The organism is Parafrankia sp. EUN1f (assembly GCF_000177675.1).
GTDB lineage: Bacteria > Actinomycetota > Actinomycetes > Frankiales > Frankiaceae > Parafrankia.
Map to the genome: position 1 here is coordinate 41,628 of NZ_ADGX01000001.1, position 18,357 is coordinate 59,984.

At 69.9% G+C, this 18,357-nt stretch carries 18 protein-coding genes and 2 pseudogenes; 10 read left to right on the forward strand and 10 right to left on the reverse strand.

What is annotated here, in order from left to right; all coding sequences use genetic code 11:
• Together FREUN1FDRAFT_RS00190 and meaB are read left to right on the forward strand one after the other, a co-directional pair.
• Positions 1 to 696: a GntR family transcriptional regulator gene (locus tag FREUN1FDRAFT_RS00190; protein WP_006537880.1), complete on the forward strand. Its 696-nt coding sequence runs from the start codon at positions 1 to 3 to the stop codon at positions 694 to 696.
• A 120-nt stretch (positions 697 to 816) separates the two neighbouring features.
• The gene (gene meaB, locus FREUN1FDRAFT_RS00195; RefSeq protein WP_035948336.1) at positions 817 to 1,800 is read left to right on the forward strand and encodes a methylmalonyl Co-A mutase-associated GTPase MeaB; all 984 of its coding nucleotides are present in this window, start codon (positions 817 to 819) and stop codon (positions 1,798 to 1,800) included.
• Positions 1,801 to 1,955: 155 nt separating this feature from the next.
• On the opposite strand, the gene FREUN1FDRAFT_RS44835 is transcribed toward meaB, so the two are convergent.
• Positions 1,956 to 2,396, reverse strand: a complete 441-nt coding sequence (locus FREUN1FDRAFT_RS44835) for a hypothetical protein (RefSeq protein ID WP_006537882.1) — start codon at positions 2,394 to 2,396, stop codon at positions 1,956 to 1,958.
• Positions 2,397 to 2,529: 133 nt separating this feature from the next.
• Positions 2,530 to 2,862 (reverse strand): annotated as a pseudogene (locus FREUN1FDRAFT_RS47820) (LLM class flavin-dependent oxidoreductase); the annotation flags it as partial.
• Positions 2,863 to 3,227: 365 nt separating this feature from the next.
• On the opposite strand from FREUN1FDRAFT_RS47820, the gene FREUN1FDRAFT_RS00205 reads away from it, so the two are divergent.
• On the forward strand, positions 3,228 to 3,962 hold the full coding sequence (locus tag FREUN1FDRAFT_RS00205; RefSeq protein WP_006537884.1) for an NADPH-dependent F420 reductase: 735 nt from the start codon (positions 3,228 to 3,230) through the stop codon (positions 3,960 to 3,962).
• A gap of 331 nt (positions 3,963 to 4,293) precedes the next feature.
• On the forward strand, positions 4,294 to 6,054 hold the full coding sequence (locus FREUN1FDRAFT_RS00210) for an NAD(P)/FAD-dependent oxidoreductase (RefSeq protein ID WP_006537885.1): 1,761 nt from the start codon (positions 4,294 to 4,296) through the stop codon (positions 6,052 to 6,054).
• Between the two features lie 104 nt (positions 6,055 to 6,158).
• Here FREUN1FDRAFT_RS00210 and FREUN1FDRAFT_RS39315 read toward each other — a convergent pair whose 3' ends face one another.
• The 3 genes and pseudogenes from FREUN1FDRAFT_RS39315 to FREUN1FDRAFT_RS44840 form a co-directional block, all read right to left on the reverse strand.
• On the reverse strand, positions 6,159 to 6,452 hold the full coding sequence (locus FREUN1FDRAFT_RS39315; RefSeq protein WP_006537886.1) for an aldo/keto reductase: 294 nt from the start codon (positions 6,450 to 6,452) through the stop codon (positions 6,159 to 6,161).
• A 19-nt stretch (positions 6,453 to 6,471) separates the two neighbouring features.
• Positions 6,472 to 7,182, reverse strand: a pseudogene (locus tag FREUN1FDRAFT_RS47825) (aldo/keto reductase); the annotation flags it as partial.
• Entirely contained in the window at positions 7,179 to 7,448 is a 270-nt protein-coding gene (locus FREUN1FDRAFT_RS44840; RefSeq protein WP_035948338.1) for a hypothetical protein, read from the reverse strand. The gene FREUN1FDRAFT_RS44840 and the pseudogene FREUN1FDRAFT_RS47825, both read right to left, overlap by 4 nt.
• Before the next feature lie 189 nt (positions 7,449 to 7,637).
• Between FREUN1FDRAFT_RS44840 and FREUN1FDRAFT_RS00225 the strand changes: the two genes are divergently transcribed.
• Positions 7,638 to 8,744: an ABC transporter substrate-binding protein gene (locus tag FREUN1FDRAFT_RS00225; RefSeq protein WP_232294973.1), complete on the forward strand. Its 1,107-nt coding sequence runs from the start codon at positions 7,638 to 7,640 to the stop codon at positions 8,742 to 8,744.
• A 67-nt stretch (positions 8,745 to 8,811) separates the two neighbouring features.
• Here FREUN1FDRAFT_RS00225 and FREUN1FDRAFT_RS00230 read toward each other — a convergent pair whose 3' ends face one another.
• From FREUN1FDRAFT_RS00230 to FREUN1FDRAFT_RS00235, 3 genes are all read right to left on the reverse strand, one after another.
• Positions 8,812 to 9,099: a hypothetical protein gene (locus FREUN1FDRAFT_RS00230; RefSeq protein WP_006537889.1), complete on the reverse strand. Its 288-nt coding sequence runs from the start codon at positions 9,097 to 9,099 to the stop codon at positions 8,812 to 8,814.
• Positions 9,100 to 9,190: 91 nt separating this feature from the next.
• Positions 9,191 to 9,601 carry a nuclear transport factor 2 family protein gene (locus tag FREUN1FDRAFT_RS40835; protein ID WP_006537891.1) on the reverse strand — a complete coding sequence of 137 codons (411 nt, stop codon included), beginning with the start codon at positions 9,599 to 9,601 and terminating at the stop codon, positions 9,191 to 9,193.
• A 12-nt stretch (positions 9,602 to 9,613) separates the two neighbouring features.
• Complete coding sequence (locus tag FREUN1FDRAFT_RS00235; protein WP_006537892.1) at positions 9,614 to 10,153, reverse strand: VOC family protein; 540 nt, start codon at positions 10,151 to 10,153, stop codon at positions 9,614 to 9,616.
• A gap of 132 nt (positions 10,154 to 10,285) precedes the next feature.
• On the opposite strand from FREUN1FDRAFT_RS00235, the gene FREUN1FDRAFT_RS00240 reads away from it, so the two are divergent.
• Positions 10,286 to 10,576, forward strand: coding sequence for a hypothetical protein (locus FREUN1FDRAFT_RS00240; protein WP_006537893.1), 291 nt, complete (start codon positions 10,286 to 10,288; stop codon positions 10,574 to 10,576).
• 924 nt (positions 10,577 to 11,500) lie between these two features.
• Here the strand turns inward: FREUN1FDRAFT_RS00240 and FREUN1FDRAFT_RS00245 are convergent.
• Together FREUN1FDRAFT_RS00245 and FREUN1FDRAFT_RS00250 are read right to left on the reverse strand one after the other, a co-directional pair.
• Positions 11,501 to 12,613, reverse strand: coding sequence for an acyl-CoA dehydrogenase family protein (locus FREUN1FDRAFT_RS00245; protein WP_006537894.1), 1,113 nt, complete (start codon positions 12,611 to 12,613; stop codon positions 11,501 to 11,503).
• 9 nt (positions 12,614 to 12,622) lie between these two features.
• Positions 12,623 to 13,861 carry an acyl-CoA dehydrogenase family protein gene (locus tag FREUN1FDRAFT_RS00250; RefSeq protein WP_006537895.1) on the reverse strand — a complete coding sequence of 413 codons (1,239 nt, stop codon included), beginning with the start codon at positions 13,859 to 13,861 and terminating at the stop codon, positions 12,623 to 12,625.
• A gap of 145 nt (positions 13,862 to 14,006) precedes the next feature.
• Here FREUN1FDRAFT_RS00250 and fabG point away from each other — a divergent pair, with 145 nt between their 5' ends.
• The 4 genes from fabG (at position 14,007) to FREUN1FDRAFT_RS00270 (ending at position 18,309) form a co-directional block, all read left to right on the forward strand.
• On the forward strand, positions 14,007 to 14,768 hold the full coding sequence (fabG, locus tag FREUN1FDRAFT_RS00255; protein ID WP_006537896.1) for a 3-oxoacyl-ACP reductase FabG: 762 nt from the start codon (positions 14,007 to 14,009) through the stop codon (positions 14,766 to 14,768).
• Positions 14,765 to 15,916, forward strand: a complete 1,152-nt coding sequence (locus FREUN1FDRAFT_RS00260) for a thiolase domain-containing protein (RefSeq protein WP_006537897.1) — start codon at positions 14,765 to 14,767, stop codon at positions 15,914 to 15,916. The genes fabG and FREUN1FDRAFT_RS00260 overlap by 4 nt, the downstream gene beginning before the upstream one ends.
• Positions 15,913 to 16,338, forward strand: a complete 426-nt coding sequence (locus FREUN1FDRAFT_RS00265) for a Zn-ribbon domain-containing OB-fold protein (protein ID WP_006537898.1) — start codon at positions 15,913 to 15,915, stop codon at positions 16,336 to 16,338. Before FREUN1FDRAFT_RS00260 ends, FREUN1FDRAFT_RS00265 begins: the two co-directional genes overlap by 4 nt.
• Positions 16,339 to 16,407: 69 nt before the next feature.
• On the forward strand, positions 16,408 to 18,309 hold the full coding sequence (locus FREUN1FDRAFT_RS00270; RefSeq protein ID WP_006537899.1) for an AMP-binding protein: 1,902 nt from the start codon (positions 16,408 to 16,410) through the stop codon (positions 18,307 to 18,309).
• Positions 18,310 to 18,357 lie beyond the last annotated feature (48 nt).

Consider the following 18,357-nt stretch of genomic DNA (forward strand, 5'->3'; position numbering starts at 1 on the left):
ATGGGTGACGACCCGCTGGTTGATGCCCTGTATCGGCTTATTCGTACCGGCGAGTTGTCTCCAGGGCAGCGCGTGGACCAGCGAGTCATCTCGGAACTGCTCGGGGTCAGTCGGACGCCGCTCCGCGAGGCTTTGCGAGCGCTCGCCATCGATGGCGTCCTGACGCGCACTCCGAATGCCGGCTACGCGGTGGCGAAGCTCAGCGCGGAGGATCTGCTGCAGTACTACTCCTTGCGGGCCTTTCTCGAGACCCAGGTCCTTGCAGCGCTCCACTGGCCCTCCGAGGAGGAGCTGGACCAGCTGCGGCGCTCGAACGAGGACTGTCGCGTCGCAGCGGAGGCGGGCGACCTCGATCAGCTGATGACGGCCAACCGGGCCTTCCACTTCGGCATGTTCCGCTGGTCGACGTTGACGATCATGGTGAACGAGCTCGAGCGGGTCTGGCGGGTGTCGGACCCCTATCGCGCCCTTCACCTGTCAAACCGCGAGCGGCGCTCGCATGTCGCCATCGATCACGACCGCATGATCGAGGCGATCGAGTCCCGCGACCCGGCGCGGCTCATCGAGCTGCAGGACGCGCATCGCGCCACGTCCCGGATGCTGCTGCACGACATGTTGAGCCACGGCCGGCCTCAGTCGCTGATGGGACTGCCCCAGTCAAAGGCGCAGCTGGGCGTGCGGATATCGGTCGCCTGACGTCGGCGCGACGGATCACTGTGATGCCCGACATGGATGCGATACGGCACGATCCAGGCTCGTCCAGGTGACGCCGTGACGAGGGCGCAGGGGCCGCCGCTGGCGACGCCCGATCGTGCCATGCTCCCGGGGCGGCGCGGCGGCCCTGCGCTCGACGTCCCGTCGCTGGTCGCGCGGGCGCGCACATGGGACCCGAGGGCGGTCGGGCGGCTGATCTCGATGGTCGAGAATGCCGGCCCCGAGCTGCGCGAGGTGGCCGCGGCCCTCGCACCGCACACCGGCAGGGCCCAGGTGATCGGACTGACGGGACCTCCCGGGGTGGGGAAGTCCACGACGACGACCGCCCTCGTGCGGTCGCTCCGCGCCCGCGACCGGCGCGTCGGGGTGCTCGCGGTCGACCCATCGTCGCCTTTCTCCGGCGGGGCCCTGCTCGGTGATCGGGTGCGGATGCAAGCTCACTCCGGCGACCGCGACGTCTACATCCGGTCCATGGCCACCCGCGGGCGGCTCGGCGGGCTGGCGCCAGCGACCCCGCAGGCGCTGCGCGTCCTCGATGCCGCCGGTTGCGATATCGTCCTCGTGGAGACCGTGGGCGGCGGGCAGTCCGAGCTGGAGATCGCCTCGCTCGCGGACACAACGCTCGTGCTCATGGCGCCCGGGATGGGCGACGGCATCCAGGCGGCCAAGGCGGGGATCCTCGAGGTGGCCGACATCTTCGTCGTCAACAAGGCCGACCGGGAGGGCGCGGACCAGACGGTCGGCGACCTGCGCGCCATGCTGTCCCTCGGCGGCCGGCACGCCGAGCCCGGTGCCTGGCGGCCGCCGATCATAAAGACCGTCGCCAGCCAGGAGGGCGACAGTGGCATCGACGAGGTCCTCGACCGGCTGGATGAGCACCGGGCGTGGCTGGCGTCCTCTGGCGAGGGGCACCGCCGGCGCACCGACCACGTCAGGCGCGAGATCGAGGCGATCGCCATCGCCGGCCTTCGCGAGCGCCTGGGCAACGTGCACTGGTCAGCCACCCTGAGCTCGCTGGCTGCGTCGGTCGTCGCAGGGGAGACCAACCCCTACCGCGCGGCCGACGACCTGCTCGGGGCGCTCTGATCGGTGGTTCGGAGCAAGGGCCCCGCCCGCGGCTCCTGGTGTGCGGCGGGGCGGTGGGGTCACCAGGGCAGCGATCTGACGTCCCCGGGCAGGACCCGGTCCGACCGCGACGAGGCAGCACCCGAAACAGTGCGGCGAGGACCTGTCGGCCGTCCTCAGCGGCTTGGCAGCTCGAATGCCGCAGCGAGCTCGCGCAGCGCTGGGCGTGGATCAAACAGCCCGTCGTCCCCGAGCGGTTGCACCACCACATGGTCGGCGCCGGCTTCGAGGTGAGCGAGGACGGCCCCGGCCGCCTCGTCCACGGAGCCAAGGCCGATCAGGGAGCGGACCAATCGCTCGGAGCCGCCGTCCTCGAAGTCGGACTCGGCGAAACCCTGGCGTAGCCAGGACCGGCGATAGTTGGGCAGCCGCAGGTAGAGGCGCAGGTGATCACGCGCACGGCGTAGCTGGTCGTCGATGTCGCCACCCGCCGCTACCGCCACCTCGGTGACGACCCACTTGTCGGGACCGACCGCCTCGCGGGTCGCGCGAGTCTGGTCGACGGTGACCAGGTAGGGATGGACTCCGTCGCTGGCCGCGGCGGCCAACTCGATCATCCTTGGTCCGAGGGCCGCGGAGCAGCCGCGGCGCCCGTCCGGCACCCGGCTCGACGTCGGCCGGGAAATGCTCCATCCGCTCGAGGTATCCGCGCATTGTCGCGATCGGCGTCCCGTAGTGCTCCGCGAAGCGGCCCTCGACGGTGGACGCGTGGCTGACTCCGAGGCCGAGCACGAATCGACCCGGGTGGAGGCCTGTCAGGGTGCGGCCCGCCCCCTCGGCCGCCAGCGCGTTCCGCAGGTAGATATTCGCGATCCCGGTACCCACGACGAGCTCTCGGGTGGCGTTGAGGAAGGTGCTGGCCTGGATCAGGGAGTCCTTGCCCGCCCCTTCGGGGAAGAAAAGCGAACCGTAGCCGAGTTCCTCGATCTCGCCGGCAACCGAGAGCGCATCTCGGGACGGCCAGTTGTCGGTGCGCCACCAGACACCGAGGCGCGACGGGAAGGAGATCGATGCACGTTGCATCAGGAGGCACGGCGCCAAGGGGGGAGGATCTTGAACGGCGGCAGCTCCCCTGCGTCGACGATATGCGTCGTCCCTGTGACGTTGTCCGGGCGTCCCATGGCACGCGGTCCTCTCAGGTCACCGGCGTGAGCCAGCGCCAGATCTACTGTGGGCTGGCGTCCCGGCCGCCTCGCGTTCGCAACGACGCGTCACCTGGGTGTCACCACCTCGTCCAGCGGCTTACGATGGACCGCGACCTTATCTGTGTGCAGAATTGTCGTCAATTATGCGGACGATCCCACGCATCGGGTGCCACGCCGCCGATGCGCGGTGCCCTCCGGCGGGGACGTTTCGTGCGCGGGGACGGTTGAGGAGAGGGACACACCATGAAGATCTCGGTCATCGGAGCAGGCGCGATAGGCGGCAACCTCGCACGGCTGCTCAGCGCGGCCGGACACGATGTCCTGGTCGCGGACGCCCGGGGACCGGAGGCCGTGTCGGCCGAGGTGCTGGCGGCAGGGGCGCGGGCCGTGGAGCTGGCAGCCGCAGCCGAAGGTCGGGAGGTCATCATCCTGTCGATTCCGTTCGGCAGGCAGCCCGAGGTCGCCGACCTCGTCGCCACTGCCCCACGCGAGGCGGTGATCGTCGACACGGGGAACTACTACCCCTTCATCGCCGGCAACATCAGGGCCGTCGACGACGGGCAGGTCGAGAGCCTGTGGAGCGCCGAGCAGCTTGGCCGGCCGATCGTGAAGGCCTGGAACGCAGCTCTCGCAGCGACCCAGCAGACCAAGGGCCTTCCCGCCGGATCGCCTGGTCGGATCGCCATCCCCGTCGCGGCCGACTCGGCCGAGGCCCGCAGCACTGTCATGCGCCTCGTCGAGGACACGGGCTTCGATGCCTTCGACGCCGGCGTGCTGGCGGACTCCTGGCGTCAGCAGCCGGGAACACCCGCGTACTGCACCGAGCTGAACCTTGAGCAGCTGGCCCGGGCCCTCGCTATGGCCGACAAGGATAAGGCGCCTGAGACCCGCGACCGCCTCATGCGGCACTTCGCGAGCCTTCCGGAATGGCCCTCCCACGAGGACACAGTCGCGACCAACCGAGCCGAGCACTCCTGACCGAGTACCCGTCGCGGCGCAGCTGTCGACGTCACGTCGTCGTCAGGCACCCGATAGGGGGCCTCATCGCCGCGCGTTACGGCAGCAACGCTGACCGGGACATGAGCACGGCATAGGCCAGTCGGTTCACCTCGATGACACACGAGGTGAACCGCGGCCCCCAGCGAAGCGATGGCCGGCGATCGACCACAAGGTGCATGCTGTTATGCATGCACAGCGATACGCTGTTATGCATTTTCCGACGTCACCGTCGACGCCACAGGGGCTGACGGTCACAGCGACCAAGGACCGGCGTCGTGAGGGCGGCGCGGGCGCCAGGGGAGGATCTCGAGTGACTCAGGCAATCGCAGGTAGGTCGAGCGTCGCGTCAAGCGCACCGGACGAGGCGGTAGCCGCCTGGCTCCCGCCGTTCGCGGCAGCTGTAGCTGCCCGAGACGTCGGCGCCATCGTCGATCTCTTCGCCGAGGACTCCTGGTGGCGCGACCTGCTCGCGATGTCATGGAATCTTCGAACACTGCGGGGGCCGCAGCAGATGCGCACCTTCCTCGAGGACCGGACGGCCGCGTCGGGCATCGGCGAGTTCAGGGTGTGGGATGAGGCCGACCCGGCGTTCGTGGACAACGGGGACGGCAGCGGTTTCGTGCAGGTGTTCCTGAGCTTCCGAACCAGCGTGGGGCGAGGGCTCGCCGTGGCCCGGCTGATCGAGGTCGAGGGACGGTGGAAGGCGCACAGCCTGATGACCTCGCTGCAGGAGCTGGACGGTCGTGAGCTCCCCGTCGGCCTCAACCGTCCGAAGGGCGAGCGGATCCCCACCCGAAATTGGGCGACACGGCGCCGGGAAGCGCTGGAGTTCAAACAGGACCCGGACGTCGTCGTCCTCGGGGCGGGGCACGCCGGGCTGGCGGCCACCGCGTACCTCCAGCTCATGGGGGTTAGCACGCTCACTTTGGAGCGGAATGCGAGCGTCGGCGACGGCTGGCGCAACCGCTACGACTCGCTCGTGCTGCACGACCCGGTCTGGCTCGACGAGATGCCGTTCCTGCCGTATCCGGCGACCTGGCCGCAGTACTTGCCCAAGGACCTGATCGCCGACTGGTTCGAGGTCTACGTGAAGGCGCTCGACTTAAACGTTTGGACGAGCACGAAGTTGACCTCGGCCACGTACTCGCCCACTGACGAGCGTTGGACGGTCGAAGTCCGCCGGGGCGACGGGACCACCCATACACTGCGACCGCGCCACTTCGTCATGGCCACCGGCCTCATGACCGAGCCGAACATCCCCACGTTCGAGGGCCGGGACGACTTCACGGGGACCGTCATCCACACCACCGAGTACGTCAACGGTCGGGACTGGGAGGGCAAGAAAGCCGTCGTCGTCGGCACCGCCAACAGCGGACACGACGTCGCCAAGGACCTCTGCGACCACGGTGCCCAGGTGACCATGCTCCAGCGGTCGGCGACGTACGTGATGACGCAGGATGGCAGCAAGCCCTTCGTCGACGGGCCCGCGTACACCGCAACCGGTCCGGGGGTGCACATCGCCGACCTGATGCAGCTCGCGATGCCGTTTGGGCAGATGCTCGCGATCGCCCCCGAGTTGACCCGCAAGATGGGCGAGCTCGACCGGAAGACCATCGAGGGCCTCGAGGGCGCAGGCTTCCGGGTCGAGGACGGCTCCGTGAGCGGTGGCCTGGTCGGCCTCGGCCTGGGAGTCGGCGGGGGCTACCTCATCGACGTCGGTTCTGCCCAGTACATCATCGACGGGAAGATCGCGGTCGCCCACGGCGAGATCCGCCGGTTCGTGCCGGAGGGGCTCGAGCTCGCTGACGGCACGGTCCTCGAGGCCGACATCGTCGTACTGGCCACCGGGTTCAAGAACATGCGCGAGACGGTGCGCAAGGTCCTCGGTGATCGGGTGGCCGACGCGTGCGGGCCGCTCTGGGGGCTCGACGAGGGTCACGAGCTCAACGGGATGTGGCGGCCTACCGGTCACCCGAACCTGTGGTTCTCGGCGGGTAGCTTCCCGTACAGCCGGATCTACAACCGGTTCCTCGCTCTGCAGATCGCCGCGGATCTGGACGGACTCCGGTAGCCGGATGACGGGAGTGGTTCCGTCCTGCTGGGCGGGGACCTCTCCGGGGGCCGGCACGCGGTCGTCCACGTGCCGGCCCCCGGACGGGACAGGAGGTCGTGCTTTCAGGCGAGCTCCTCAAACGCGGCCACGTCGCCATCGTCGAGCCGCAGGTTGGCCGCCGTGACCAATGGGTCGACCTGGTCCGGACGGCGAAAGCCCACAATCGCGCCGTCGACGGCCGGGTTGCGCAGTGTCCAGGCCACCGCCACCGTGCCCGGGCTGGTGCCGAGGCGCTCGGCTGTCGTGCGGAGCCGCTCGACGAGCGCGAGGGCACTCGACAGCCGGGGCTCCTGGAAGCGCGGGTCGTCCTTGCGCCAGTCGTTGTCCGGCAGGTTCGCGACCCACTCGTGCGTCATGGCGCCGGACAGAAGACCCGAGGGCCATGGGAGCGTAGACGATGACGCCGATCCCCTCGCCCAGTGCGAAGGGAAGCACGTCGTCCTCGGCGGCGCGGTCGAGGAGCGAAAGCTGCGGCTGAACGGTCTCGACGGGCGCGATCTGCTGAATCCGTCGGAGCTGGTCCACGCTGAGGTTGGAGACGCCTATGTGCCGGACGAGGCCCTGCTCCTTGAACTCGGCGAAGGTCGACCATCCCTCCTCCAGGTCTTCGGCGGGCAGGGGCCAGTGGACCTGGTAGAGGTCGATCGCCGCCCGCCCCAATCGCCGCAAGCTCGCTTCCGCCTCGCGCAGGATCGATTCGCGCTTGACGCTGTGCTCGATGGTCCCTCCCGGGCCCTCGAGCAACGACGCCTTGGTGAACACGTAGGGACGTCGGCCGGGAGGGAGTTCGGCGAGCGCCCGGCCGACGACCCGCTCGGAACGGCCGAACCCGTGTCCACCCGGTGGACGATCCCGCCGTCGAGGGCCGACGACCCGCCGTGGGGAGCGGGCGTGGTTCTCTTCGACGAGACCGGGTTCCGGGTCGACGGCGCGAATCACTGGATTCACTCCGCCTCCACCGCCGAGTATTCGCTGTTGACCGCGCACCGTCGGCGCGGCCGGGAAGCGATGCTCGCCGCCGGGGTGCTCCCCGGGTCCACCGGCATCGCGGTGCACGACGGCCTGGGCCCCGTACGACACGTTCACCGACGCCGGTCACGCCCTGTGCAACCGCGCATCTCCTGCGGGAACTCCAGGCCGTCATCGGCGCGACCGGCGACGGCGACGACTGGCGCTGGGCCCAGCAGGTCACCGACGGCCTCCTCGAACTCAAGGCGCACGCCGAGCGCGCCCACGCGGCGGGTGTCGCGATGGACCGCGCCGACCTCGATCTTCATACCCGGCGGATCCGTGACGCCGCCCGGATCGCAGCCGATGACCAGACGGTCCGCGGCCCTCTGGGTAACAAACACCGCGCGCTCAACGACATTTACGATAGGAGAACGGAGCCAAACGTGTTGCCGGTCGGGAGATCTTCATTAATACGTCATATTGCCGCGCCGTTGGCGATTTACTGTCTCGCTGGCGTGATGGCGACGGGTTGTAGCGACGCACCAGATTCAGCGGGGCCGGCCGGAGCGAGGTCGTGCACGGCGCCGGGTGTGACCAGCTCCGAAGTCCGAGCCGGCTTGCTGTTCAGCGACACAGGGCGGGAGGCGTCCGGTAGTCTTGCATTCCGCGCCGGTGTGGACGCTCGTCTCGGTGTGGCCAATGATGCGGGCGGCGTCAACGGCAGGAGGATCACGTATTCTTGGCGGGACGACGCCACGGACACCACACTAAATCTCGCCGCAGCCCGCGAGCTCGTTGAAGGCGAAGGGGTCTTTGGCGTTATCCAAGGGGGAAACGCTGCATCTGTTTCCGCGGGGTACCTGAGCGACCGGAGGGCCCCGGTTGTTGGGCTTGCTGGCGAGGCTGCCTGGGGCGCGTACGAAAACATGTTCTCCTGGCACTACTACAGCGCTGCGGCAGGTTCTTCCGACGTATGGGGGAACTTCGTCCGCAGTCAGGGCGGAACCCGCGCCGCGATAGTGAACATGGCCTTGAGCGAGGCCACCCGGAATTATAACCGACAGCTTGTCGACAGCCTGCAGGCTGCTGGCGTCAGCGTTGACCTGACCTTCGAGGTGACAGCCGCCGTAACCAGCTTCGACACGATAGCCCGGCTGATGAAGGCAGCCAAAATCGACACCATCACCGGTATCATCTACCCGAACGTCCTCGCCAAGCTTCTTCCGGCGGTCCGCGCAGCGGGCGTCAATCTCAGGGTTGTGCTCAGCCCGACCGGTTACGACGGGACGCTGCTGGAGGAGATCGGTCCCGCCCTCGCTGGAGCGACCATCTACGTGGACTTCGTCCCCTTCGAGACGAACACCCCCACGCATGCACGGCTTCTCACCGCGATGGTCAGGTACGCCCCACAGATCCAACCTCCGGCGCGGGACAGCGCGGTATATGGCTGGCTGGCCGCAGACTTGTTTCTACGCGGCCTCCAGGCGGCGGGCAACTGCCCGACCCGTGAGTCGTTCATCCGCGGCCTACGGGGGGTCCACGACTATGACGGCGGCGGCCTGCTGCCCCAAAAGGTCGATTTCGCGACAAACCGCGGCCGGCTCAGCAACTGCTACGCCTTCGTCCGGGTCAGCGACGACGGCAGCCGGTTCGTACCGCTGCAACCCGCCCTGCGGTGCGGCAAGTCGATCGACTGACGTCACCGTCACGATCTCCACTCGCGCTCCGCCCGTGCACCCTGCGGCAGCGGGCCACCGATTGTGATCACGGGCGGGTGAACTGCGGCGGCCGCTTCTGCGCGGGCGCCTGCTTTGGTTCGGCATAGTTCGGCTGGTACCGCAGCGGCCGGCAGCGGGTAGCCATGGCGGAGTACTCCGCTCGGCCTTCGCTGCCGGCCGTGTCCACCCGGTGGACGATCCCGCCGTCAAGGGCCGACGACCCGCCGTGGGGAGCGGGCGGCCCGGCGCAGGTGCGCCGGTCGTGCGGCTCATCGCAGGAGACAAGGCTGTGGGTCCGTGCGCGGGGCCAGTGGCGCAGCGTCTCCGCGCTCACGTGACGGGTGCGTGGTTGAAGCTGGGGAGCACCATGTGACCGGCGTCGACCGGGATGGTCACGCCGGTGACTACCGCGGCTAGCTCGGAGTTCAGGTACAGGGCGGTGTCCGCGATGACCTGCGGATCCATGAAGGCCTCGCGCTCGCTCCCACTCCGGGCCGAGGAACTGGACCCGAGCTCCGCGCGCGCCCGCGTCGTGCCGTTGGAAGCTGATGCCGTGCGACTCGACCAAGGCGTGCGTCTCGTTCCACGAACTCGATGAGAATGTCGGTGGAGTAGAAGATCACCTGCTCGATGTGGGCGTGGTAGTCCTTCATCCACCCGAGGAACTCCTGGACCCCGCCGTTGACCGACCCGTGGTTGTCCTGGCCGTCGGGTGTGTAGCAGGAAGCGACCAGATCCCAGTCCTTCCGGGCCACTCCACGTGACCACTGGTAGATCACGTCCCTGATCTCGTCCTTGGCGATGACACGGCCGATACCAGTCGGTCCTGGAGGCACGATGTCCACTCCTTACTGATTCTGAACCGCCGGGCGGATGCGAACAGCGAGGCCGCCGGTGGAGTCCGAGTGGATCCACACCTCGTCCGGTGTGTCTCCAGCGCGGACCTCGGCTGTCCGTGCCTCACTGCGCTCGAGGTGCCGAGCGAGGTCCGCCAGGGCGGACGACTCGAAGCCGACGTAGGCGACGCCGGGCGCCGGGACGCCCAACATACGGTGGAGGCCCCCAGGTGAGACACCACGGATCATTTCGATCGACGGTCCGACTCCGGGCCGGAGGTCCACTCGGTCGACCTCTTCTCCGAACACGTGCGTCCTGACAGTCGGCAACTCCGCGGCGAAGCCGAGGCCCGCGGTGTAGAAGTCGACGGCGGCGTCGAGGTCCTCGACGAGGAGTCCGACGCAGCGCAGCGTTGGCGTCAACGGGTTGAACTCGACTGACGGCGCGCTCCCAGCCGGCCGGAATCCCGAGAGCTCGATCCCGTCGATCAGCGACGGGCCTGCCGCCGGACCGTTCTCGGGCGTGTTCTCCTCGGGGACTACCGTGAGCACGGGTGTGCCTTCCCGACCGACGCGCCAACGTCGGCCTGACTGAGACCTCAACCTCGATCACCGGGAAGGTACGCCCTCCCCAGCCGATCCACAGGTCTCAACCATTGCTCTGGTGGCCGCATATGTCGGTCTGTGGGAGGCGATGGCCGAGGCGGCCATACCTCGGACTGGCAGTCGCCCGAGCTGGCGCGGTACGCATCGGGGGATGCGTTACAGGCAGTCTCCGGCAGCCTGTATGCCGATCATTACAACGGGCTGGTGTCGCGTGGCGCCCCCGTGCTGCATCCGGAGGTCACCTCCGTGGAGCCGGCCGACGCGCCGACGACGGTGATGGTGTTCGACTGCTCCGACAGCACGAACTGGCTGCGTCACCGTGCGGACGGGGCGCCGTTCACCGCGAGCCGGGTGGGCGGCGGGCGGTGACGTCCGAGGTACGGCTGCATCAGGACGGGTCGTGGAAGGTGACCCGGTTCGCTGTCGAGCCGGTGAGCTCATGCAGTTGACACGCCTCGTCCTCACCGGCACATGCCTACTGGGATTACTTGCTGCGGGGGCTCCGGCGTTCGCTGACAGCTACGCGACCACGGACTGTGCGCAGAATCCGATCCCGGGCTGTGACCTGGCCGCGGGTGGTGACGGCCTCGCACCGGCATCTCCTGGCGGGCAGGCGCCGCCACCGCAGGGCGGCGGGAGCGGCGGCTCGGGTCGCGGTGGGTCGACCCGCCCTCCGGGTGATGTGGCGCTCGACCCTGCGGATGTCGCGCGCTGTTCCTACGTCCGCAGCGACCTCCAGCCCACCACAGAGGCGATCCAGCCGGTGCTGTTCCGCCCGGCCCCCGACGACGGCGGTCTGCGGGTGGTGACGGCGGTCGACCGGCCCGGCCCGCTCCTCGCGCGGCCGGTCGCGACGGGGCCCGGACGGTCGGCCGGGTGCCTGGTATGTCTACCAGTGCCAGACCGAAGGGGTGCGGGACGCGTTGTACCGGCCGCCGGTATGGATAGCCGACGGCCAGGGCGGGCCGGTGGCAGGCAGGCCGGGATGTGGGTGGGCTGGCGGAGCAGGCCCGCAGCCAGCTGCGGCTGCAAGGCCCGGCGATCGCGTTGAGCCCGATCGGCCGGCAGTTGATCCGCTTGCCGACCTGGATGTGGCTGGACCCCGCCGGCTGGCGTACGGACGCCCGGCGGCGCCGCCGAGGAGGGCTCGCAGGCCCGGATCGTGCGCGACCGACCGGGGGGCGAGGAGCGCGGGGCGGCGCGAGCCGAGCCGGCTGAGCTCGTCAGCGAGCCGGGCGGCGCTGCCCGGGCCGTGGTGCAACCGCACCGAGGACCACAGCACAGGTCCATCGCTCACCGACGTGCCGGTCCCAGCCCGAGGCCCGCAGCGAGCCGGTCGAGGTGTTCGTCGGCCGGCCCGAGTAGCCGCGCGGAGGACAGCGCCCGCTTGTAGTAGAGGTGGGCAGGGTGCTCCCACGCGTACCCGACCCCGCCCAGGACCTGGAGCGCGGCGGCGGCGGCGCGTTCGATCGCCGGGGAGACATGGGCGCAGGTGAGCGCGGCGAGCTCCACCGGGTCCTCGAGCCTGTCGACAGCAGCGGCGGGGGTCGAGACCGCCCAGGCCGCGTAGCGGGCGACCACCCGGGCCGAGTCCACGTCGGCATAGGCGTCGGCCAGCAGGTGCTTGACCGCCTGGAAGCCACCGATGGGCCGGCCGAACTGCTGCCGGGTGAGCGCGTGCTCGACGGCGAGGTCCAGGACGCCCTGGCCGACGCCGACCTGCTCGGCAGCGAGCAGGATGCGGGTGATCGCCTGGGCGCGGACGAGCGCGGCCTCGTCGAGATCGGTGGCCACCGAGGTGGCCGGCGTCCCGTCCAGGACCACCGTCCCGAGCGAGCGGGCCGGGTCCAGTGGCGTCTCGGACGTCACGGAGGCACTCCCCCGCTCGACCGTGAAGAGGCCGAGACCGTCCGCCGTTCTCGCGGCCACGAGGAGCAGGTCGACCGAGTCCCCGTGCAGCACGTGCGCCCGCTGGCCGGTCACGCGCCAGCCCCCGTCCCGGGCGCTGGCGGTGAGCCCGTCCGCGGGCCGCGCGGCGTCCACCCAGGTGGCTGTGCGTTCCCCGGCGGCGATCTCGGTCAGCGCGGGGTGGGCACCCGGCCCGCCGGCGCGCAGCACAGCCACCGCCGCGCCCGCGGTCGCGAGCAGCGGCTGGGAGGACACCGCCTGCCCGGCGGCCTCCAGCACGAGCGCAAGATCCAGCCATGTTCCGTCCGCGCCATCGTGCTCGGCCGGCACCGCGATGGCGGGAAAGCCCGCCTCGGTGGCCAGCCGGGCCCAGATCTTGGGCTCCTGACCGGGGCGCCCGGCCAGGATCGCCGCACGGTCGTCCGCGAGCACGTCGGTGAAGAACCGGCGGGCCAAGGCGGCGAGGTCGGCCTGGTCGGCGTCGAGTTCAAAACGCATGTCCGTCTCCTACCGAGCAGCTGTGGTCGGGCGCTGTTCACGGGGCAGGCCGAGCAGCCGCTCACCGATGGTGTTGCGCTGGATCTGAAGTGAGCCGCCGTAGACGGTGATCGGCCGGGCATGCAGGGCGGCCTGGATCCAGGCCGTGCGCGAGGTGGGGTCGACCCCCTTCGGCTGCGGGCCGCGTGCGGCGACGGTGTCGGGGCCCACCAGAGCGACTGCGTCCGGACCGAGCACGTCCAGCGCGAGTTCGGTGACGCGCTGGCGGTAGCGGGAGACGAACCACTTGGTCACCGACGACTCGGCTCCGGGGACCGCCTTCGAGGAGACGGCGGCCAGCGTGCGCAGGGCCAGGCAGCGGATCGCGTGCGCGTCGGCCCGGCAGCGGGCGAGGCGCCGGGTCACCGACGTGTCGTCGGCCCGGCCGCTCTCGACGATCAGCTTCGCCAGCCGCTCCAGCTCGATCCGGGACGAGACGGCCAGGGCCAGGCCGCCCGCGCCGCGCTCGAACCCGAGGAGCGCCATGGCCACCGTCGCGCCTTGCCCGACACCGCCGACGACGTGGTCGGCGCGGGCCACGGCATCGTCGAAGAACACCTCGGCGAGTTCGGTCTCTCCGGCCATGTTCCGGATGCCCCGGACGGTCACGCCGCGCTGGTCGATCGGGATGAGCAGGAAGCTCAGCCCCTTGGCTCCCTTGACCTCCGGGTCCGTCCGGACGACGGTGAAGATCCAGTTCGCGGTGGTGCCGGCGGTCTGCCAGACCTTCTGCCCGTTGACGATCCAGGTATCGCCGGAGCGGTGCGCCACGGTCCGCACGTTGAACAGGTCGGAGCCGGCCTCGGGCTCGGAGTAGCCCTGGGCCCAGCGGATCTCGCCGGAGAGGGTCCGGGGCAGGAAGTAGTCACGCTGTTCCGGGGAGCCGTAGTGCATCAACGTCGGGCCCAGCAGCTGGAGGCCGAAGGTGTCGTTCGGTGTCGGGTACTGGGGTGCGCCGGCCTCCGCCAGCTCCTCCGCGACGATCGACTGCTCGATGATGCTCAGCCCACCGCCGCCGTACTCGGCGGGCCAGCCCGCTGCGAACATGCCGCTCTCCAGCAGTCGTTCCCGCCACCACGGGTCGAATCGGGCCCGTTCCTCCGTACCGAGCGCGCCATAGCCAGCCCAGTCCGCGGGCAACAGGGAGCGCAGCGTCGACCGGACCTCGTCGCGATAGGCCTGCTCGGCGGCGGAATAGCGAAGGTCCACGTTGCTCCTCCTAGTAGGGCATGACCTCGTATGGTAAGCATCTACTTGGCATGCAGTATGGCATGCTTATGGTGGATGCAGCAGGCGGAATTCGCAGTGGTGCGGGCCGCCGCTCTTCGGTCCGCTCCCAGAGAGGAACGACCACATGGTGAACCTGACGGACCGGGTCGCGATCGTCACCGGAGGAGGACAGGGGATCGGGGCCGCGACCGCGCAGCGGCTGGCCACCGCGGGAGCCGCGGTCGCGGTGATCGATCTGGTCGAGGCGAACGCCAAGTCGGTCGCCGCCCAGATCGCCGAGGCCGGCGGCGCCGCTGTGGCGGTGGCATGCGACGTGTCCCAGGAGGACCAGGTCGCGGCCGCCGTCGAGCGGACCGTGGCGGAGCTCGGCCCGGTTGGGGTCCTCGTGAACAACGCCGGCGTGCTGCGGGACAACCTGGTCTTCAAGATGTCGCTCGACGACTGGACCACCGTGATCGACACCCATCTGCGGGGGACGTTCCTGTTCACCCGGGCGGCGCAGGCGTCGATGGTGAAGCAGCGGTGGGGCCGCATCGTGAACCTGTCGAGCGTGGCGGCGCTGGGCAACCGGGGGCAGACCAACTACTCGGCCGCGAAGGCCGGCCTGCAGGGCATGACCAAGACGCACGCGATCGAGCTGGGCCAGTTCAACATCACGGTCAACGCCGTAGCGCCCGGTTTCGTGGAGACGCCGATGATCAGGCAGACGGCTGCCCGGCAGGGCCTCGACTTCGAGGCGTACAAGGAGGCGGTGGCGGAGCGGAACCCGATGCGCCGCGTCGCCCAGCCGATCGACATCGCGAACGCGATCGCCCTGCTGGCCAGCGAGGACGCCGGTTTCATCAACGGGCAGGTCATCTACGTCGCCGGCGGGCCACGGGCATGAGCATCCGGGGGGCGGCGTTCATTGCGGGCGCCTACGAGCATCCCGGCCGCGTGCTGCCGGACACATCGACTGCGCAGATCCACGTCGAGGCCGCGGTCGGTGCCCTCGCGGACGCGGGCCTGGACCTGACAGATGTTGACGGCTACCTCTGCTCCGGAGACGCGCCGGGCGGGCCCATCGCGATGGCCGACCACCTCGGTCTCGCGGCGCGGCACCTCGACTCGACCGACCTCGGTGGCTCCACCTACGTGGCTGAGGTGAGCCATGCCGCGCAGGCGATCGCGGCGGGCAAGTGCTCGGTCGTATTGATCACGATGGGCGGGCGGCCGCGGTCCGCGGGCCGGCGGGTACCGCCCTCGGCCGGGCCAGCGCAGCCGTTCGAGATGCCGTACGGGCACAGCAACCCGGCGTCGTATGCCCTGGCGGCCAGGCGGCACATGCACGAGTTCGGCACCACGCCCGCGCAGCTGGCCGAGGTGAAGGTCGCTGCCGCCGCGCACGCCCAGCACAACCCGAACGCGTTCCTCCAGAAGCCGGTCACGGTAGAGGAGGTCCTGGGCTCACCGCTGATCGCGGCTCCGCTGCACCGGCTGGACTGCTGTGTCGTCACCGACGGCGGTGGAGCGCTGGTCGTGGTGTCACCGCAGGTGGCACAGTCCCTGGAACGCCGGACGGTGAAGGTGCTGGGGGCCGGAGAGGCCGCCAAGCACACCGATCTGGGCAGGATCGACCTGACCTACACGGGAGCGGTGTGGTCGGGACCACGCGCGTTCACCGAGGCCGGCGTGTCACACGCCGACATCGACTACGTCTCGATCTACGACTCGTTCACCATCACCGTGATCATCACGCTGGAGGATCTCGGCTTCTGCGCCAAGGGCGAGGGCGGGCGGTTCGTCTCGGATGGCACGTTGCAGGCGACAGGCCGCCTCCCGTTCAACACCGATGGCGGGTCACTGTGCAACAACCATCCGGCCAACCGCGGGGGAATGACCCGCACGATCGAGGCCGTGCGTCAGCTGCGCGGGGAGGCAGCCGCGGCAGTGCAGGTTCCGAACTGCGACCTCGCACTGGTACACGGGACCGGCGGGTGGCTCGGCACCCGAATGGGCAGCGCGACGTTGATCCTGGGGCAGGAGGACGCATGACCAGCGCCGAACGGCGATTCCCCGACGTGGACCCGCCCGTCGAGCCCGGCCTCGAGCCGTATTGGGAGGCAGCCACCGAGGGACGGCTGGTCCTGAGCCGCTGCGCCGAGGACGGTGCCGCGCTGTGGCCGCCCCGGCCCTTCTGCCCCCGGCACGCGTCCGCCGGCGTCCGCTGGGAGCCCGCCGGCGGCGGCGCGGAGGTCTACAGCTACACGGTCGTGCACCGGGGCGAGGGGGCCTTCGCGGCAGTCGCCCCGTACGTCCTCGCCTACGTTCAGCTCGACGAGGGGCCCCGGATGCTGACCAACCTGGTGACGTCCGACGGCAGGCCAGCGACCGAGGCCAGCATCGGGCAGCGTGTCGTGGCCCGGTTCGAGCAGCAAGGGAAGCTCCCCGTCCTTCGGTTCACCCAGAGCCACTGACGGCGGGCACCGTGCTTTCCCAAAACAGAGCTTTCCTGAAACAGCGCCGTGCATGGCAAGGAGGCCCGCGTGGGTAGGTACGAGGACGTTTTCCGGGCCAGCGTGGAGGACCGGGAGAGGTTCTGGCTGAACGCCGCGGGGGCGCTCGACTGGCACCGGGCACCCACCAGGGCCCTCGACGACTCGAACCCGCCTTTCTACCGCTGGTTCGCCGACGGGGAGATCAACGTCGCGCACAACGCGCTGGACCGACACGTCGAGGCCGGCCGCGGCGACCAGGCCGCGCTGATCTACGACTCTCCGGTCACCGACACCCGACGCACCTACACCTACACGCAGCTGCGCGACGAGGTCGCGACCTTCGCCGGGGTGCTGCGCGGCCTGGGCGTCGGGCTCGGGGACCGCGTGGTGATCTACATGCCGATGATCCCCGAGGCCGCGATCGCGATGCTCGCCTGCGCGCGGCTCGGCGCGGTGCACTCGGTGGTGTTCGGCGGGTTCGCCGCCAAGGAACTCGCGGCCCGCATCGACGACGCAGCCCCCAAGGTCGTCGTCTCCGCCTCGTGCGGGATCGAGGGCAGGCGGATCATCGAGTACAAGCCGCTGCTGGACAAGGCGATCGAGCTGTCGGCGAACAAGCCGCAGACGCAGGTCATCCTGCAGCGCCCGCAGGCCGTGGCAGCGATGGGCCCGAACGACGCCGACTGGGCCGAGGCCGCCGCCTCGGCGACCCCCGCCGACCCGGTAACCGTGAAGTCGACCGACCCCCTCTACGTGCTCTACACCTCCGGCACCACGGGCCGGCCCAAGGGCGTGGTCCGCGACAGCGGCGGCTACGCCACCGCGCTGGCCTGGTCGATGCCCAACGTCTACGACGTCGGCCCCGGCCAGACAATCTTCACCGCCTCCGACGTCGGCTGGGTCGTCGGGCACTCCTACATCGTCTACGCCCCGCTGCTGGCCGGGGCGACCACCGTCCTCTACGAGGGCAAGCCGGTCGGCACCCCCGACGCCGGTCAGTTCTGGCGGGTCATGTCCGAGTACGGCGTGCGCAGCATGTTCACCGCGCCGACGGCCTTTCGGGCACTGCGCAAGGAGGACCCGAACGGCGACTACGCGCGCAGGTACGACCTGTCCGGGCTGCGCTACCTGTTCCTGGCCGGGGAGCGGCTCGACCCTGAGACCTACCGCTGGGCCTCGGAACTGCTGAAGATCCCGGTCATCGACCACTGGTGGCAGACCGAGACCGGCTGGCCGATCGTGGCCAACCCGGCCGGCATCGAGCTGCTGGAGATCAAGCCCGGCTCACCGACCCGGCCCCTGCCCGGCTGGGACATCCGGGTCCTCGACACCGACGGCAGGCCCGCGCCGGCCGGGGAGGACGGCGCGATCGTCGCGAAGCTGCCGCTCCCGCCGGGCGCGTTCCCCACTCTGTGGAACGACGACGAGCGGTTCGTGAAATCCTACCTGTCGGCTTTCGACGGCTACTATCTCACCGGCGACGGCGGCCGCATCGACGCCGACGGCTACGTGTTCGTGATGGGCCGCACCGACGATGTCATCAACGTCGCGGGGCACCGCCTGTCCACCGGCGGCATGGAGGAGGTCCTCGCCTCGCACCCCGACGTCGCCGAATGTGCAGTCATCGGCGTCTCGGACCAGATGAAAGGCCAGCTCCCGCGCGGGTTCGTAGTCCTCAAAGCCGGTGTCCTGGACCGAGAAGGGGCCGCCACCGAAGGCTACGAGGACAGGCTACGCGCCGCGCTGGTCCAGATGGTGCGCGACCAGGTCGGCGCGGTGGCCTCACTCAAGGAGATCTCGATCGTGCCCGCACTACCTAAGACCCGCTCCGGGAAGATCCTGCGCAAGACCATGCGCGGTATCGCCGACGGCATCGACGAGCCGGTGCCGTCCACCCTCGACGACGCCTCAGTCCTCGACGCCCTGCGGCCCATCCTGCGCCCTCGGTGACGGCCGCAGCTGCACAGGCACTACGGCCAACCCGCCGGCCGCTTACGC

Bases quoted from the DNA above. Each gene is read 5' to 3' on its own strand.
- FREUN1FDRAFT_RS00190 (WP_006537880.1), top strand. From the start codon at position 1: ATGGGTGACGACCCGCTGGTTGATGCCCTGTATCGGCTTATTCGTACC.
- meaB (WP_035948336.1), top strand. From the start codon at position 817: ATGCTCCCGGGGCGGCGCGGCGGCCCTGCGCTCGACGTCCCGTCGCTG.
- FREUN1FDRAFT_RS44835 (WP_006537882.1), bottom strand. From the start codon at position 2,396: ATGATCGAGTTGGCCGCCGCGGCCAGCGACGGAGTCCATCCCTACCTG.
- FREUN1FDRAFT_RS00205 (WP_006537884.1), top strand. From the start codon at position 3,228: ATGAAGATCTCGGTCATCGGAGCAGGCGCGATAGGCGGCAACCTCGCA.
- FREUN1FDRAFT_RS39315 (WP_006537886.1), bottom strand. From the start codon at position 6,452: ATGACGCACGAGTGGGTCGCGAACCTGCCGGACAACGACTGGCGCAAG.
- FREUN1FDRAFT_RS00245 (WP_006537894.1), bottom strand. From the start codon at position 12,613: ATGCGTTTTGAACTCGACGCCGACCAGGCCGACCTCGCCGCCTTGGCC.
- fabG (WP_006537896.1), top strand. From the start codon at position 14,007: ATGGTGAACCTGACGGACCGGGTCGCGATCGTCACCGGAGGAGGACAG.
- FREUN1FDRAFT_RS00260 (WP_006537897.1), top strand. From the start codon at position 14,765: ATGAGCATCCGGGGGGCGGCGTTCATTGCGGGCGCCTACGAGCATCCC.
- FREUN1FDRAFT_RS00265 (WP_006537898.1), top strand. From the start codon at position 15,913: ATGACCAGCGCCGAACGGCGATTCCCCGACGTGGACCCGCCCGTCGAG.